Annotated in this window: 17 protein-coding genes; 12 read left to right on the top strand and 5 right to left on the bottom strand. The window is 71.3% G+C overall.

Annotated elements, in window-relative coordinates; genetic code table 11:
* Nucleotides 1-2: 2 nt before the first annotated feature.
* The 9 genes from ABGB14_RS36640 to ABGB14_RS36600 all read left to right on the top strand — a co-directional run bounded on the left by ABGB14_RS36640 (nucleotide 3) and on the right by ABGB14_RS36600 (nucleotide 9,419).
* A complete protein-coding gene (locus ABGB14_RS36640) occupies nucleotides 3-1,049 on the top strand; it encodes a PaaX family transcriptional regulator C-terminal domain-containing protein (protein ID WP_347648437.1) in 1,047 nt (348 codons plus the stop codon).
* A gap of 81 nt (nucleotides 1,050-1,130) precedes the next feature.
* On the top strand, nucleotides 1,131-2,054 hold the full coding sequence (locus tag ABGB14_RS36635; protein WP_347648436.1) for a PaaX family transcriptional regulator C-terminal domain-containing protein: 924 nt from the start codon (nucleotides 1,131-1,133) through the stop codon (nucleotides 2,052-2,054).
* Between the two features lie 110 nt (nucleotides 2,055-2,164).
* Nucleotides 2,165-3,058 carry a transporter substrate-binding domain-containing protein gene (locus ABGB14_RS36630; protein WP_347648435.1) on the top strand — a complete coding sequence of 298 codons (894 nt, stop codon included), beginning with the start codon at nucleotides 2,165-2,167 and terminating at the stop codon, nucleotides 3,056-3,058.
* Entirely contained in the window at nucleotides 3,055-3,900 is an 846-nt protein-coding gene (locus ABGB14_RS36625) for an amino acid ABC transporter permease (protein ID WP_347648434.1), read from the top strand. Before ABGB14_RS36630 ends, ABGB14_RS36625 begins: the two co-directional genes overlap by 4 nt.
* Nucleotides 3,897-4,712, top strand: coding sequence for an amino acid ABC transporter ATP-binding protein (locus ABGB14_RS36620; RefSeq protein ID WP_347648433.1), 816 nt, complete (start codon nucleotides 3,897-3,899; stop codon nucleotides 4,710-4,712). Before ABGB14_RS36625 ends, ABGB14_RS36620 begins: the two co-directional genes overlap by 4 nt.
* Nucleotides 4,709-5,830, top strand: a complete 1,122-nt coding sequence (locus ABGB14_RS36615) for a CapA family protein (protein WP_347648432.1) — start codon at nucleotides 4,709-4,711, stop codon at nucleotides 5,828-5,830. The genes ABGB14_RS36620 and ABGB14_RS36615 overlap by 4 nt, the downstream gene beginning before the upstream one ends.
* Nucleotides 5,823-7,061 carry a CoA transferase gene (locus tag ABGB14_RS36610; RefSeq protein WP_347648431.1) on the top strand — a complete coding sequence of 413 codons (1,239 nt, stop codon included), beginning with the start codon at nucleotides 5,823-5,825 and terminating at the stop codon, nucleotides 7,059-7,061. The genes ABGB14_RS36615 and ABGB14_RS36610 overlap by 8 nt, the downstream gene beginning before the upstream one ends.
* 1 nt (nucleotide 7,062) lies before the next feature.
* Nucleotides 7,063-8,160, top strand: a complete 1,098-nt coding sequence (locus tag ABGB14_RS36605) for a 2-hydroxyacyl-CoA dehydratase family protein (RefSeq protein ID WP_347648430.1) — start codon at nucleotides 7,063-7,065, stop codon at nucleotides 8,158-8,160.
* Entirely contained in the window at nucleotides 8,148-9,419 is a 1,272-nt protein-coding gene (locus ABGB14_RS36600; RefSeq protein ID WP_347648429.1) for a 2-hydroxyacyl-CoA dehydratase family protein, read from the top strand. The genes ABGB14_RS36605 and ABGB14_RS36600 overlap by 13 nt, the downstream gene beginning before the upstream one ends.
* Nucleotides 9,420-9,438: 19 nt before the next feature.
* Here the strand turns inward: ABGB14_RS36600 and ABGB14_RS36595 are convergent, their stop codons facing one another.
* Nucleotides 9,439-10,308 carry a PaaX family transcriptional regulator C-terminal domain-containing protein gene (locus ABGB14_RS36595; protein WP_347648428.1) on the bottom strand — a complete coding sequence of 290 codons (870 nt, stop codon included), beginning with the start codon at nucleotides 10,306-10,308 and terminating at the stop codon, nucleotides 9,439-9,441.
* A 104-nt stretch (nucleotides 10,309-10,412) separates the two neighbouring features.
* Here ABGB14_RS36595 and ABGB14_RS36590 point away from each other — a divergent pair, with 104 nt between their 5' ends.
* The 3 genes from ABGB14_RS36590 to ABGB14_RS36580 are packed head-to-tail and all read left to right on the top strand — an operon-like array spanning nucleotide 10,413 to nucleotide 12,695.
* Nucleotides 10,413-11,339 carry an SDR family oxidoreductase gene (locus ABGB14_RS36590; RefSeq protein WP_347648427.1) on the top strand — a complete coding sequence of 309 codons (927 nt, stop codon included), beginning with the start codon at nucleotides 10,413-10,415 and terminating at the stop codon, nucleotides 11,337-11,339.
* 1 nt (nucleotide 11,340) lies between these two features.
* On the top strand, nucleotides 11,341-12,240 hold the full coding sequence (locus ABGB14_RS36585; RefSeq protein WP_347648426.1) for an amidohydrolase family protein: 900 nt from the start codon (nucleotides 11,341-11,343) through the stop codon (nucleotides 12,238-12,240).
* Nucleotides 12,237-12,695 (top strand): MaoC family dehydratase, encoded by a 459-nt coding sequence (locus tag ABGB14_RS36580; RefSeq protein WP_347648425.1) that lies wholly within the window; start codon nucleotides 12,237-12,239, stop codon nucleotides 12,693-12,695. Before ABGB14_RS36585 ends, ABGB14_RS36580 begins: the two co-directional genes overlap by 4 nt.
* A 33-nt stretch (nucleotides 12,696-12,728) precedes the next feature.
* On the opposite strand, the gene nuoH is transcribed toward ABGB14_RS36580, so the two are convergent.
* From nuoH to ABGB14_RS36560, 4 genes are all read right to left on the bottom strand, one after another.
* Nucleotides 12,729-13,670 carry an NADH-quinone oxidoreductase subunit NuoH gene (gene nuoH / locus ABGB14_RS36575; protein ID WP_347648424.1) on the bottom strand — a complete coding sequence of 314 codons (942 nt, stop codon included), beginning with the start codon at nucleotides 13,668-13,670 and terminating at the stop codon, nucleotides 12,729-12,731.
* Entirely contained in the window at nucleotides 13,663-14,205 is a 543-nt protein-coding gene (locus tag ABGB14_RS36570) for an NADH-quinone oxidoreductase subunit C (protein WP_347648423.1), read from the bottom strand. Before ABGB14_RS36570 ends, nuoH begins: the two co-directional genes overlap by 8 nt.
* A complete protein-coding gene (locus ABGB14_RS36565) occupies nucleotides 14,202-14,672 on the bottom strand; it encodes an NADH-quinone oxidoreductase subunit B family protein (protein WP_347648492.1) in 471 nt (156 codons plus the stop codon). Before ABGB14_RS36565 ends, ABGB14_RS36570 begins: the two co-directional genes overlap by 4 nt.
* A 150-nt stretch (nucleotides 14,673-14,822) precedes the next feature.
* Nucleotides 14,823-16,055: a M48 family metallopeptidase gene (locus ABGB14_RS36560; protein ID WP_347648422.1), complete on the bottom strand. Its 1,233-nt coding sequence runs from the start codon at nucleotides 16,053-16,055 to the stop codon at nucleotides 14,823-14,825.
* Nucleotides 16,056-16,083: the final 28 nt, after the last annotated feature.

Raw genomic sequence — 16,083 nt, 5'->3', positions numbered from 1 at the left:
CGATGGACCGACGCCAGGTGGCCGCGTCGCCGGAGCCCGGCTCCCTGCCAAGGGCTCGGCAAGGGGCCGAGCCACAGCGGCTGCTGACCACGCTGCTGGGCGACTACTGGTTCTGGCGGCAGGAGCACATCCCGTCGGCGGCGCTGGTGCGGCTGCTGGAGGAGTTCGGCATCACCGCGGCCAGCGCCCGCGCCGCCCTGCGGCGGCTCACCTCGCGAGGGCTGCTGACCAGCTCCCGCAACGGTCGCACCACCGCGTACGGCCTGCCGCCCCGGGCCAACGACGTGATCGTGGCGCACATGCGCCGGCTGCTGACCTTCGGCGCCGCCACCCCGCGCTGGGACGGGAAGTGGACGGTCGTCACGTTCTCGGTGCCCGAGGACCAGCGGGACACCCGCCGCGCGCTGCGCGACGGGCTGCGTCTCCTGCATTTCGGCATGATCTTCGACGCGGTGTGGGTGTCCCCGCACGACATGACGGACGACGTCGTCGAGCTCGCGCGAAGGCTGGGCGTGCGCGGGGCGGTGGTGTTCCGGGCCCGCAAGGTCGCCGACGACGACCTGGACCCGGTGCCGGCCCGCGCCTTCGACGTCACCGCGCTGCGCGAACGTTACCTGCGCTTCATCCGCACCCACCGGCCGGTCGCCGAGCGGCTGGCGATGTCCGTCCCGTGCCCTGCGGAAGCGCTGCGGCTACGGACCGCGATCATGACCGACTGGCGGGTGTTCCCCACGCTCGACCCCGACCTTCCCGCCGAGCTGCTTCCCGCCGGCTGGCCGCGCGACGAGGCCAGGCGGCTGTGCGTGCAGATCTACGACTCGCTCGGAGAGCCGGCGGAGCAGCGCTTCCGCGAGATCCTCGCCGGATTCGACCCCGAGCTGGCCGGGCTGGCAGCGCACCACACCTTCACGCAGGTGTCCGGCCTGGAGTCGCCGGTGGCCCACCGTCACACGAGCTTCGACGCGACGACCGACCGCGACCGCCTGGACCTCCTCGCCGGTGGCGACCTGGCCGGCGCGTGGCGGGCGGAGGGCGGCGAGGCCCGCTGACGCCCCGCATCGAGAGCCACCATGGAAGCATGACATTCCCATAACGAGCGCACGTCCAAGCGTTGCCAATATACTCTCGCTGTGAATGATAGAGAGCTGTCCGAGGCAGGGAACGTCGACTTTCCGCGCTTCCAGATCGGCGCACCCCCGCAGCACCTGATCACGACGCTGCTCGGTGACTACTGGATCAGCCGGCCCGAGCAGCTGCCGTCCGCGGCCCTGGTGCGGCTGGCCGAGGAGTTCGGGGTCTCCGCCGTGGCGGCCAGGGCCGCGCTCAGCCGCCTGACCAGACGGGATCTGCTGGAGTCGTCCAAGTCCGGGCGGCGCACCTACTACCGGCTGACCGACCGGGCCGCCGCGGTGATGCTGGAGGGCAGGCAGCGGATCATGTCCTTCGGCCTGGAGCAGGGCGCCTGGGACGGCAGATGGGTGATGGCGGCCTTCTCCATCTCCGAGGAACAGCGCGACCTGCGCCACGCGCTGCGCGCGAGGTTGCGCTGGCTCGGCTTCGCCCCGCTCTACGACGGGCTGTGGGTCTCGCCGCGGGCGAACACCGACAGCGCGGCGGCGGTGCTCACCGAGCTGGAGATCCCGATGGCGACGGTCTTCCGCGCCGAGGCCCTGGACCTGACGGGCATGCGCGCCCCGCAGGAGGCGTGGGACTTCGATCAGCTCCGGCGCACCTACGAGGAGTTCGTGGCCCGGTACGCGCCCCTCCTGGAACGCGTCCGCAAGGGCGCGGTCGGCGCGTCCGAGGCGCTGGTGGCGCGTTCGGGGATCATGGACACCTGGCGGACGTTCCCCAACCACGATCCCGACCTGCCGGCGGAGCTGCTGCCCGCCGACTGGCCGCGCGCCGCGGCCAGGGACCTCTTCGTGGAGATCTACGACACCCTCGGGCCGCTCGCCGAGTTCCGCGTCAAGCAGATCGTCGCGGAGTTCGAGCCCGGACTGGCCGAACTGGTCGCCCACCACCGGACCGGTTCCATCCTCACGCCCACCTGATCGCTCCCCCGCACAACCGGCTCTTGACAGGCGTGCACCCTTAGGTGTGACACTTACCCCAACGACCGCACAACTAACTGCAGCCTTAGTCCGGTCGCGGGAGGACCACCATGAGACTGCCCAGGACCGTTCTCGCGAGTGCGGCGGTATTGACTCTCGCCGGTGCCGCAGCATGCGGCGGAGGCGGCGGTGAGACGCAGCGGCCGGCCGGCGCGACGGCGCTGTACGACGCCCTACCCGATGCCGTCAAGGAGACGGGCGTCATCCGATTTGCCGGAGACTCCCACCCGCCCTACCGGATCGTCGCCAACGACGGCAAGACCGTCACGGGCATCGACAAGGATCTGCAGGACGCCCTCGGCAAGGCGCTGGGGGTCCGCACCGAGATCTCGATCGTCAGCGGCCTGCCCGCGGCGCTCTCCGGCATGCTCGCCTCCAGGTACGACGCCTTCAACGGGCCGGTCAAGGACACCGCCGAGCGCGAGAAGCAGTTCGACGCGATCGTCTGGATGGTCACCCGGACCTCCTATCTGATCCCCAAGGCCGGGTCCTCGGCCATCAAGAGCTCGGGTGACCTGTGCGGCAAGCGGGTCGCCGGCACCGCCGGCAGCATCGTGGAGGACCAGGCCAAGCGCCTGACCGAATGGTGCGCCAAGCAGGGCAAGCCGCAGATCGACTTCATCGGCTTCGCCGACACGAACGGCACCATCCTCGCCGCCACGTCCGGCCGCGCCGACGCCGCGGGCATGACCGAGAGCGCGGCCCTCGACGTGATGGTGAAGCAGAAGGACGCCTTCACGTACGTCACGCAGACCGACGAGCAGGGCGCCGGCGTCGACCAGCTGGCGATGCTCGTGCCCAAGTCCAGCGGTCTCGGCCCGGTCATGCTCGACGCGTTCAAGGAGATCTTCGAGAACGGCGAGTACAAGAAGATCATGGACAGGTACGGGCTCCAGAAGGTGGCGGTGGAAGAACCCCGGATGAACACAGCGGCGGCGCAGTGAGCTCGGCGCCGCAGGTCGTGGACGTCGCCTCGGCCCGTCCCCGCATCCGCCCCCTGCGCTGGGTGGTCGGAGCCGTGCTCCTCGTGCTCGTCGCGCAGTTCGCCTGGTTCCTCGTCACCAACCCGCGGTTCGAATGGCCGGTGGTCGGCACCTACCTGTTCGACCCGAACATCCTGCGCGGTCTCGGCATGTCGCTGCTGCTCACCGTCATCGGGATGGCGCTGGGCAGCGTGCTCGGGGTGCTTCTCGCGTCGGGCAGGCTGAGCGGCTTCAGGCCGGTGGCCTGGGCCTGCGGCGTCTACGTCGCGGTCTTCCGCGGCATACCACCCCTGGTCCAGCTGATCTTCTGGTTCAACCTCGGTTACCTCCTGCCGCGGATCTCGCTGGGCGTGCCGTTCGGCCCGACCTTCGTCTCGTGGCCGACCAACTCCGTGATCAGCTCGCTGACCGCCGCCGTCATCGGGCTCACCCTGCACGAGGCCGCGTACATGGCCGAGATCGTCAGGGCCGGCATCCTGGCCGTGGACGGCGGGCAGCGTGACGCGGCCCGCGCGATGGGCTTCACATCCCGGCAGAGCTTCGTCAAGGTCGTGCTTCCGCAGGCGATGCGGGTGATCGTCCCGCCCACCGGCAGCCAGTTCATCAGCCTGCTCAAGGGCACCTCCCTGGTCAGCGTGATCGCGATGGCCGACCTGCTGTACTCGGTGCAGGTGATCTACAACAGGACCTACGAGATCGTGCCGCTGCTGATCGTCGCCTGCGCCTGGTACCTGGCGGTGGTCACCGTGCTGTCGCTCGGCCAGCGGCGCCTGGAGCAGCACTTCGGAAGGGGGCAGCGGTGACACCGGTCCTGCGCGTCCATGACGTGCGCAAGCGGTTCGGCGACCACCTGGCGCTCGACGGGGTGAACCTGGACGTGCACGAGGGCGAGGTCGTCACCGTCATCGGCCCGTCCGGGTCGGGCAAGTCCACCCTGGTCCGCTGCGTCCACCAGCTGGAGAACATCGACGGCGGGGCCATGTACCTCGACGGGGAACTGCTCGGCCACGAGATGCACAGGGGCCACCTGCGTCCCCTGCCGGACCGCCGCGTGGCCGCCCAGCGCGGCCGCATGGGCATGGTCTTCCAGCAGTTCAACCTGTTCGCGCACTGGAGCGTGCTGCGCAACGTCGTCGAGGCCCAGGTGGCGGTCCACGGCCGCGCCCCCGAGGAGGCGCGCGAGGAGGCGCTGCGGCTGCTGGAGCGGGTGGGGCTCGCCGGCAAGGCGGACGCCCACCCCCGGATGCTCTCCGGCGGCCAGCAGCAGCGCGTCGCCATCGCCAGGGCCCTGGCCACGCACCCGAGGATCATGCTCTTCGACGAGCCCACCAGCGCTCTCGATCCCGAGCTGGTGGACGAGGTGCTGAGCGTCGTGCTCGATCTGGCCCGCGGCGGCATGACCATGATCATCGTGACGCACGAGATGAGCTTCGCCCGCGAGGTGGCCGATCGCTGCGTCTTCATGGAGGAGGGCCGGGTGGTCGAGACCGGCACTCCCGAGGAGATCTTCGACAATCCCGCCTCGCCCCGTCTGCGAGCCTTCCTGTCGCGCTTCTCCGGGCGCGCGGCCCCAACCCCTGACGAACGCGCGCTCGAGGAGGAGACCACCTCTTGACTTGCACGGTAATGGCCGTCGGCGACCTCGTCGTCGACGAGCCCGACCCCGCGTCCTTCTTCGCCCCGGCACGGGAGACGCTGGGCCGGGGCGATGTGGTGATCGGCCACATCGAGGTGCCCCACAGCACGTCCACCGCCCAGGTCAGCACCGACGTACCCGCGCCGCCCGCCGATCCCGCCGCGCTCTCCGCGGTCGCCGAGGCCGGATTCCACGTGGTGACGCTCGCGGGCAACCACGTCTACGACGTCGGCGACCAGGGAGTGGCCGACACCATCAGGTACGCGACCGAGGCCGGGCTGGCCACCGCGGGCGCCGGCATGACCCTCGGCCAGGCCCGCCGTCCCGCGGTCGTGGAGCGCGGCGGGCTGCGGATCGGCGTGCTGAGCTACAACTGCGTCGGGCCGCGCGAGTCCTGGGCGACCAGCCGCAAGCCGGGCTGCGCGTACGTCAAGGTGCTGACCCACTACGAGCTCGACCACGCCAGCCCCGGCGGGCCGCCCGCCGTCTACACCTTCGCCGACCCCGCGGGCCTGGAGCGGCTGGCGGCCGACGTGGCGGCCCTGGCCGCCGAGGCCGACGTCGTGCTGGTGTCGCTGCACAAGGGCGTCGGGCACACACCCGCCGTGCTGGCGATGTACGAGCGGCCCGTCGCCCGTGCCGCCGTCGACGCCGGAGCGCACGCCGTGTTCGCCCACCACGCCCACATCATGCGAGGCGTCGAGATGTACCGCGGCAGGCCGATCTACCACGGGCTGGGCAACTTCGTGACCGTCACCCACGCGTTGACGCCCGCGACAGGCGACGAAGGCGAGCGGGCCGCGTGGGCGCGCCGCAGAGTCGAGCTGTACGGCTTCGCCCCGGACCCGGACATGCCGTACTACCCCTTTCATCCCGAGAGCCGGAACACCGCGATCGCGCTCTGCCGCTTCGACCGGAACGGCCTGGTCTCGGCCGGTCTCGTGCCCTGCTGGATCGACGGCGCCGGCCGGCCGGTGCCGCTCGGCGACGACGAGGAGGGACGGCGGGTCGTGGAGTACATCGAGCGCATCACGCGGCAGGCGGGTCTGGAGACGGAGTTCCGCTGGGAGGGGGACGAGGTGGTGCTGCGTGGCTGAACGCCCGCTGGCCGGCCGTACGGTGATCGATCTGACCACCGCGCTGTCCGGGCCGTACGCGACCCTGCTGCTGGCCGGGCTCGGCGCCCGTGTGATCAAGGTGGAGAATCCGCTGACCGGCGGCGACAGCTCCCGCAACAACGCCCCCTATCTCGGCGCCGACGGGCTGGCACTGACCCGCGGCGGAGACGACGACATGTCCGTGTCGATGCTCCTGCGGGGCCGTAACAAGCAGAGCGTCACGCTGAACCTGAAGCACCCCCGCGCCCGCGACGTCCTGGCCGGTCTGGTCCGGGTGTCGGACATCATGATCGACAACTACAGCGCCGGCGTCACGGCGCGGCTCGGCATCGGCCACGACTGGGCGAGCACGATCAACCCGCGGATCGTGTGCACGTCGATCAGCGGGTTCGGCGCGCAGGGCGGTCCCGGCTCGGGCAAGGCGATGGACACCATCATCCAGGCGCTCAGCGGCGTGATGATGACCGCGGGCACCCCCGGCGAGCCGCCTGTCCGCTTCGGGCTGCCGGTGGGCGACCTGGTCGCGCCGCTGTACGCGGTGATCGGCACGCTCGCCGCGGTCCTGCGGGCCGACGCGACCGGCCAGGGCCAGCACGTGGACGTGTCCATGCTCGGGGCGCTCACCTCGCTGGTCGCGTGCGAGCCCTTCGACGCCTACGAGAAGCTGGGCCTGCCCATGCGCACGGGGACGACCGTGCCCAGGCTGGCGCCGTTCGGCACGTTTCCCGCCGCGGACGGCTGGTTCGCGCTGTGCGGCCCGACCGACGCCTTCGCCCGCGGCCTGTTCGCGGCGATGGGGCGCGACGACCTGGCCGCGGACCCGCGGTTCGCCTCCCGGGACGCGCGCGTGGCCAACTCCGGGGAGCTGCACGAGCTGGTGGGCTCGTGGGCGGCGGACCGGCCGCTCGCCGTGGTCCTCGACCTGCTCACCCGGCATGGCGTGCCCGCAGCCGAGGTGCGGGAGCCCGGCGACGGCGTGCGCGACCCGCTGGTGCTGGAGCGCGAGGAGGTCGTGCCGCTGGAGCATCCCCGCCACGGCCGCCACGCGGACCTGTACGGGACCGGCGTGCCGATCCGCTTCTCCGACTCGGAGGCGGCGCTCGACCGGCCGGCGCCCGGCCTCGGCGAGCACAACGCCGAGATCTACGGCGGGTTGCTCGGCTACTCCGGCGCCGAGCTGAAGGAGCTGGCCGAGGAAGGGGTGATCTGACGTGCGCACGGCCCTGGCCGCGCTGGAGGAGGCGTACGCCCGGCGCGGCGCGCCTCCTGCCGCCTCGAAGGGCCGGACCGGCGGCCGGACCGCGGTCGTCGGCTACGTCGGGGCGGACATGCCGGTCGAGCTGCTGACCGCCGCGGGAGTCGGTGCGTTCCGTCTCACGGGCGACCCGGGGTCCGGGTCCGCGCTCGGAGACCGATACCTGGGCCGCGGGGTGGACCCGGTGGCCCGCTCGGTGCTCGCCCGGCTGCTCGCCGGCTCCTTCGGCGAGCTGGATCGCATCGTGGTCTCGCGCGACTGCGAGGCGTCCCTGCGGCTGTTCTACGCGCTGCGCGAGCTGTGCCGCGTGGAGCCGGGCTCGGGGCTGCCCGAGGCGTACCTGGTGGACATCCTGCACCTGCCGCACCGCACGACCGCCCGGTACAACCGGCGCAGGATCGGCGAGTTCGCCGCCAGGCTCGAGGCCTGGACCGGCCGCCCCCTCGACCTGGCCGGGGCGGTGGCGGCGCACGACGTGCGGCGCCGGCTGCTGGCCGCCGCCGCCGAGCTGCGCAGGGCCGTGCCCGCCCGCCTCACGGGGAGGCAGTTCCTCGCGGTGGCCAATGCGGTCCTGCCCGTGGACGAGCACGTCGCGCTGCTGGAACGGCTGCTGGTCGAGGCGGATCAGCTCCCGGAGCACGCGGGGCGGCGCGTCTTCCTGAGCGGCAGCGACCACGACACGCCGCACGTGTACGAGGCCATCGAGTCCGAGGGCCTGGTGATCGTCGGTGAGGACCACTCCTTCGGCGGCCCTTTCGTGAACGAGCCGGTCGGCGCGGGCGGCCTCGACGCGCTGGCCGAGCGCTACCACCACGGCGGCCCGACCGCCCACAGGGGCACGGCGGGCGAGCGGGCCGCGCGCGCGGCGGCGGCCGTACGGCACTGCGGGGCCGAGCTCTTCGTCGCCTATTGCAGGGCCGGAGACGAGGCCCCGGCCTGGGACTTCCCCGCGCAGCGCGCGGCGCTGGACATCCCCGCCGTGCTGCTGGAGCACCAGGACTACGGGCGTGCCGATCTGGCCGCCCTGCGGAAGGAACATCCATGCCCAACGTGAGATCGCGCAGTGTGAAATCCCTCGACACGGCGGCCGAGGCGGGCAGGCACCAGCGCGAATGGTTCGCCGACCTGCGCGGGCGGGTCGCCGCCGGCGAGCCGTTCGCCCTGCTGAACGCGGACGTCCCGCACGAGATCTTCCGCACGATGGACATCCCGTACGCGGTCAGCCAATGGTGGGCTTCTCTGGTGACCGCCAAGCAGCGGTCGGGGCACTACCTGGAGCTGGTGCGGCAGCGCGGCTACCCCGACTACTCCGAGCAGTACAACGCGGTCACCCTCGGCTCCGCGTTCGACCCGGAGCCGGAGGCGGGCCCGTGGGGCGGCCTGCCGGGGCCGGACATCGTCGTCGGCGACGCTTCCGGCGACGTCACCCGCAAGATCTTCGACATCTGGGGGCAGGAGCCGGGGGTCACCTTCTACCCCCTGGAGAGCGCCGCCGAGAACGAGGTCCCCGTCAACTGGTGGGAGCTCATGCCGCACCGGTGGGAAGAGGCCGTCGGCCCGGCCAGGCTGGATCTGCTCACCGCGGAGCTGGAGAACCTCGTCAGGTTCCTGGAGACCACCACCGGCAGGCGGTTCGACGAGTCCCGCTTCCGCGAGGTGATGGCCCTGGCCAACGAGCAGGGGGAGTGGAACAGGAAGACGCGTGCCCTCGTCGCCCGCGCCCGGCCCGCGCCGCTCGGCGTCGTCGACAGCATCCCCAGCGTCATGCTCCCGCAGTGGCACCGCGGCACCGAGTGGGCCAGGGACCTCGCCAGGCGCTTCTACGAGGAGGTGCGCGACCGGGTCGACGCGGGCGTGGGCGCGTGCCAGGAGGAGCGGGCCAGGCTGATGTGGATCGGCCGCGGCCTCTGGTACGACATGGGCTTCTACCAGCGCTTCCAGGAGGAGTACGGGGCGGTGTTCGTCTGGTCGATGTACCTCGCCGTCGCCGCCGACGGTTATATCCGTTACGGCGACGACCCCATGAGGGCGCTGGCGGCGCGCTTCGCCGCCTTCAGCGATCAGCTCTACACCCCGCCGTGGTCGAGCGAGTGGTACGTGAAGGAGGCCCGCTCGCACGGCGTCGACGGCGTGGTCCATCTGGTCTCCGACGACCCCCGGGGCAGCTACTTCACCGCCAGGGCACTGGAGGCGGCCGGGTTTCCCGTGCTCGAGATCCATGCCGACAACGTCGACACCCGCACCTTCGACGACGACATGGTCGAACGCGTCGGTCGGTGGCTGGAGGACGTCGTCATGGCCCGACCCGGGTAGAGCTCCGCGCCGGGCGGGGTCAGGGTGGGTCCTGCCGTACGCCGGACGTGTCGAGGATCGCCGACGCCACTTCACGCGCGGGTTGTTCGTAGACGCGGGCGAGCGTGTGGAAGACCTGCTCGGCCCGGATCGCCGGCCAGTCCTGCGGCAGGTGTTCGGCGGGCAGATGCGGGTCCTGCCGGATGAGCTGGAGCCAGTCGGTGTGCAGGAGAAGCTGGCGGGCGAGGTCGTCGGCCGCGGCCGGCACCGGATGCGGGGTGTCCCAGCGGCGGAGGAAGGCCCGGTAGCGGCCGGCGATCTGCTCGGTGTCGAAGGCCTTGCGGACGAGGTCGGCCGACTCTGTGGGCTTGAGCGCCCGGGCCTGCAGCACGGTGACGTGGTCGTCGACCCGCAGATCGCCCGACTCGAGGGAGGTGAGGACATCGCCGGTGTCCTTGGTGCCGGGGGCGATCCACAGCCCGCTCTGCAGCAGGCCGAACCCGGCCCAGACGAGCTGGGAGCGCAGGTCGTGCCTGGTGGTGCGCAGGCTGTCGGGGAGGGAGAACCCGACGAGGGTCCAGGTGCCGTCCCATGCGCGGTTGACCGCGCCGGTCTCCCAGACGCGGCGGCGCCCGTCCTCCAGCACCTGTTCGGCCCGTTCGGTGAGCCCGATGTACGTCTTGCGCCCACGGCGGTGCCGGGCCAGCAGGTTTCGCTTCACCATGCGGGCCAGCGTCGACCGGACCGCCTCCTCGGAGACGCCCAGGCGGGAGAACACCTCGATGAGGCTGCCCGAGTAGACGGCAAGGTCGCGGCCCAGCACGTAGATCCCCAGAAAGCTGAACAGCAGCGACTGCGGCCGCGGGGCCGAAGCCGGCTGCCCGTCGTCGTCCCCGTCGGTGCGCGTCACAGCACGAGAGTAGGCCGACCTCAGGACGTTAGGCAAATCTTTGACGTTCGTCACAATATCGACATATATTCGCCTCATCCGCCTCACACCTCAGGGGGAATGCAATGGATCTGTCCGGCAAAGTCGCCGTTGTCACAGGTGCGGGCCGCGGGCTCGGCCGCGCATACGCCGAGGCGCTGGCCACAGCCGGAGCGGCGGTGATCGTCAACGACGTGGACGCCGCGGCGGCGGCGCAGGCCGTCGCCGCCATCACCGGGAGCGGTGGCCGCGCGCTGAGGGTCGAGGCCCCCGTCGGCTCAGCCGAGGTGGCCGACCGGCTGGTCGCCACAGCGGTCAAGGAGTTCGGCCGGCTTGACGTGATGGTCACCAACGCGGGGATCCTGCGCGACCGGGTCCTGTGGAAGATGTCGGACGACGACTTCGACGCGGTGATCGACGTGCACCTGCGCGGCACGTTCACCTGCGCGCGGGCCGCGGCGGTCCAGATGCGCGAGCAGGGCACCGGCGGCCGGCTGATCCTCATCTCCTCGCCGGCGGGCCAGCGCGGGAACTTCGGCCAGACCAACTACGCGGCGGCCAAGGCCGGCATCGTGGCGATGGCCAGAACCTGGGCGATGGAGCTGGCCAGGGCGAAGATCACGGTGAACGCGGTCGTGCCGGTGGCCGCGACCGGGATGACCAAGACCATTCCCGTGTTCGCGCCGATCATCGAGGAATCCGAGCGGACCGGCCGGCCGCTGCCCGGCTGGCTGCGCAAGGACGAGGGCCTGGGCACGGTCGAGGACGTGGCGGGGCTCGTCGTGTTCCTCGCTTCCGACGCCTCCGCGGAGGTGACCGGCCAGGCGATCGGCATCGGCGGCGACCGCCTCGCCCTGTGGTCCCACCCCGGCGAGAAGGCCGTCGCCCTCGCCGACGGAGGGTGGACGGCCGAGGCCATCGCCGCCTCCTGGCACTCGGGTGTCGGCGCCGAGCCGGAGACGTACGGGGTCCCCGCGCCCAAGGTCCCCGCCTCGGACGGGCAGGGGGCCTGACATGGCGGCCATGAACGTCGCCGAGCTGGTCGCGGTCGACGTGCACACCCACGCGGAGATCTCCAAGGACGGGCACGGCTCGCTCAGCCCGGAGCTGTTCGGCGCCTCGGAGGACTACTTCAAGGCCCACGGGCACCGGAAGCCGGCCATCCCCGAGATGGCCGCGTACTACCGGGAGCGGAAGATGGCCGCGGTGGTGTTCACCGTGGACGCCGAGCACGCCACCGGGCACCCGCGCATCTCGAACGAGGAGGTCGCGGAGAGCTGCGCCGAGCACGCCGACGTGCTGATCCCGTTCGCCAGCGTCGACCCCTGGAAGGGCAGGGCGGGCGCGCGAGAGGCGCGGCGGCTGGTCGAGGAGCACGGAGTGCGCGGGTTCAAGTTCCACCCGAGCATCCAGGGCATCGCCCCCAACGACCCCGTGGCGTACCCGTTGTACGAGGCGATCGAGGAGCTGGGTGTCCCGGCGTTGTTCCACACCGGGCAGACCGGCATCGGCGCGGGTGTCCCCGGCGGGGGCGGCATCCGGCTCAAATACGGCAATCCCATGCTGGTGGACGACGTGGCCGTGGACTTCCCCGAGCTGCGGATCATCCTGGCCCATCCGTCGTTCCCCTGGCAGGACGAGGCGCTGGCGGTAGCCACCCACAAGCCGTACGTCCACATCGACCTGTCGGGCTGGTCGCCGAAATACTTCCCGCCGCAGCTCGTGAGGTACGCCAACACGCTGCTCAAGGACAAGGTGCTCTTCGGGTCCGACTACCCCGTGATCACCCCGGACCGCTGGCTGGCCGACTTCGACAAGCTCGAGATCAAGCCCGAGGTCCGCCCGAGGATTCTGAAGGACAACGCCGTACGCCTGCTCGGGCTCGGCACCCAGGAGAGGACGACGGACGCATGACCACCACGGCGTACGGGCTCGACGAGATCAGGGCGCTGGCCGGCGAGAGTCTCGGCCACAGCGGCTGGCTGGAGATCGCCCAGGACCGGGTGAACACCTTCGCCGACGCCACCGACGACCACCAGTGGATCCACGTCGACCCCGGCAGGGCCGCGGGCGGGCCGTTCGGCGGCGCGATCGCCCACGGCTACCTGACGCTGTCCCTGGTCATCCCGCTGTTCAACGAGGTGCTCGACATCCAGGGCGTGAAGATGAGCATCAACTACGGCCTGGACAAGGTCCGCTTCCCCAGCCCGGTCAAGGTGGGCGCCCGGGTCCGCCTGGCCGCCACCGTCGCCTCGGTCGAGGACGTGCCCGGCGACGGCGTGCAGATGCACCTCGACTTCACCGTCGAGATCGAAGGGGCGGACAAGCCGGCCTGTGTCGCCCGCGCCATCTACCGCCACTACGCCTGACGTCGTCACGCGCGGAGGACCGGGCTGTGCCCGTCAGACGATGACCTTGACGACCCCGGTGAGCGCCAGTTGCACGAGCGCCAGCGGGACCAGCCCGGCCCAGGCGAGCTTCTGCAACTGGTCCTCGCGCAGCCGCGGATAGGTCACCCGCAGCCAGATCACCACGAACGCCAGCGCGAACACCTTGACCAGGGTCCACAACCAGCCGGGCAGGAACGGCCCGTGCCAGCCGCCCAGGAACAGGACGGTGGTCAGGAACGACAGGACCACGATCCCGACATATTCCGAGAGCATGAACAGCGCGAAGCGCATGCCGGTGTACTCCGTCATCGGGCCCATGATGATCTCGGACTCGGCGATCGGCATGTCGAACGGCGGGCGCCGCAGCTCCGCGAGCCCGGCCACGAAGAAGACGACGCCGCCGATGGCCTGCCACGGCAACCACCACCACTGCCACGCCTCGACGATGCCGGGGATCGACAGCGTGCCCGCCGCCATCGCCACCGACGAGGCCGCCAGCACGAGCGGCAGCTCGTACGCCATGAGCTGGGCCGCCGAGCGCATGCCGCCGAGCACGGAGTATTTGTTGGCCGAGGCCCACCCTGCCATGATCGCGCCCAGCACGCCCACGCCCATGACGGCGAGCACGAAGAAGAGGCCGAGGTCGAGGTCGACGGCCACGAGGCCGCGGTCGAGGGGGATGGCGATCAGCACGAGGAGGTAGGGCACGAGCGCCACACCAGGGGCGATCATGAAGATGCGGCGGTCGGCCGCGGCCGGGACGACGTCCTCCTTCTGCGCGAACTTCACCCCGTCGGCGATGAGCTGCGCCCAGCCGTGGAAGCCGCCCGCGTACATGGGCCCCAGCCGCGACTGCATGTGCGCCATGACCTTGTGCTCGGTCTGGCCCACGATCAGCGGCAGCACCAGGAACACGAGGAGGATGACGGCGAAGCTCAGCACCACGTCAAGCATCGGGCGGCCCCCAGTCGGCTGGAACTCCTGGCGGAAGCGTCTTGCGGCGGCTCGGGGCGCCGTGCCCCGACTCGCCGGGTTCCTTGGCGCCGGGCCATGCCTTGGCCACGCGGGCGGCCAGGACGAAGTCCTTACGCAGCGGATGGCCTTCGAAGCCGTCAGGCAGCAGCAGCGGCACCAGGTAGGGGTGACCGTCGAAGATCACCCCGAACATCTCGTACGTCTCGCGCTCGTGCCAGTTGGCGCCCCTGTAGACGTCGACGGCGCTGGGCAGGTGAGGGTCGGCGCGCGGGACCCGGGTGCGCAGCAGCAGGCGGGTGCGGGCGTCGGGGTTGCAGACGTGGGCCACGATCTGGAACGTGTCCGGCGGGTCGTCGACGCCGGTCAGCCAGTCGAAGAAGGTGTGGCCGAGCTCGTCGCGGACGAACGTCAGCAGCTCGATCCAGCCGTCGGGGGCGACGTCGACGGTGACGTCGCCGTACGACTCGGTGATCTCCGCGCGCTCGCCGAACCGTTCGGCGATCCGGGCGGTCACGCCTCCTCCGACGAGTGGGCGCGGGACCAGACGTAGCGGTCGCTGAGCTTCTCCCCGGCGATCTTCTCCTGGAGCTTGGTGATGCCGTAGAGCAGCGCCTCCGGCCTGGGCGGGCAGCCGGGGACGTAGATGTCCACGGGGATGATCTGGTCGACGCCGTTGGTCACGCAGTAGGAGTCCCAGTAGGGGCCTCCGCTGTTGGAGCAGGCGCCGAACGAGATCACGTATTTCGGGTCGGGCATCTGCTCGTAGAGGCGCTTGACGGCGGGGGCCATCTTGTCGGTGACCGTGCCGGAGACGATCATGAGGTCGGCCTGCCTGGGACCGTTGGCGAACGGGATGACGCCGAAGCGGATGAAGTCGTGGCGGCTCGCCGACGTCGCGATGAACTCGATGGCGCAGCAGGCAAGGCCGAAGTTGAACACCCACAGCGAATAGCGCCTGCCCCAGTTGAGCACGAAGCGCATGGGTTTGGGGGCCAACCTGGAGATCGGCCCCACTGTGGGCATCGGGAGGTCCGTTGCTGCCATGTGCCCATTCTTACGCGCATCAGGGGGAACGCAAAGGAATCTTCCCTGGCGTGAACAGCCGTTGCGCTCCCGATGACCACCGCGCGGTCAGCGGTAGCGGGCTGATTGCGCGTTCTCCCTGATGGCCCGCGCCACGCGGCTCGCCGCCGCGTCGAGCTCGGCGCCGTCCGCCCCGCGCGCCGCGTCCCCGGCCGCCACCCGTGCCTCCTGGTAGGGCAGCGTCGCGACCCACTCCATCCGCAGGTACGTCGGCGGGTGCGTGTTGTCCACCCGCAGCTCCTCCAGGCGGGCGGCGCGGCGGCGGCGCTCCAGCTCCGAGTCGGGCACCGCGTCAGCGGACGTGCGCAGGGCCGTCCACAATCGTTCGGGTTTCACCGTGAGCGCGCTCGTCTCCAGGAACCAGAGGGCGGAGGCCGCCCTGGTGACCGTCGCGTCCAGGAGCGAGGCCGTCGCCGGCACGCCCGCGACCCGCGCCGCCATCGCGTCGGCCCGGTATTCGGCACGTTGTGACGCGCGGTGCAGCAGCAGTTCCATCGCGGCGATGAGCCCGCGTACGGGGAGTCCGAGCAGGGCCAGCAGGGATTCGGCGAGCCAGCGGGAGAGGCCGTCCCCCGGCTCCCAGCCGAATGTCGTCAGTTCGCGCAGCACCGTGAGCGAGTGCAGCGCGCTGCCGACGACGAGCCCGTGCCGGTCGTCGCCGTTGCTCGCATGGGCCATCTCGTGGGCGAGGAGCGCGACGCGTTCCTGCGGGGTCAGGATCGCCCACAGCGGGTAGCCGATCTCGACCAGGCGCCGGCGCCGCCAGCCGTAGGTGCTGAAGGACGCGTTCACCTCGCCGCTGACGGCGACCAGGTCGGTCCGGGGCGCCTTGATCTCCGTGCCGATGCGGTCGAGCAGGGCGTACAGGTCGGGCGCGTCCTCGCGGGTGAGGGGCTGCGCGCCGCCGGGGAAGGGGGCGGGGCGGGGGCGCAGCAGCCAGGCGAGGTCGAGGGCCACCAGGGCGGGGAGCACGGCGAAGAGGCTGCCGCGGGTCAGCAGGTAGCCGGCGAGGAGGAGGAGAGCGGGGGTGAGGAGGTGGGTCAGGCAGGCGAGGGCGTAGCCGGCGACGCGGGCCGTGCCCGCCGGGAGTCCGCCGGGTTCCTTCTCCGAGCGGAGGACGTCCTCGTGGAGGCCGCGGACGAGCCTGGCTGATAATCGGGCCGGCCGCGCGTGCTCCCGCCTTCCGCCGTCGCGTACGACGTTCCAGTCGCACGAGAGGCACCACGAGGGGAAGGTCGGCTCGGTCTTGAGCGGCTGGTCGCACTGAGGGCAGACGGACACGGCATACATGGCACACAACGTGCCACAC

Origin of the sequence: Nonomuraea sp. B10E15 (assembly GCF_039871615.1) — a bacterium.
GTDB lineage: Bacteria > Actinomycetota > Actinomycetes > Streptosporangiales > Streptosporangiaceae > Nonomuraea.
Note: the sequence above shows the minus strand (reverse complement) of the source record. Positions and strands in the feature narration are given on the sequence as shown.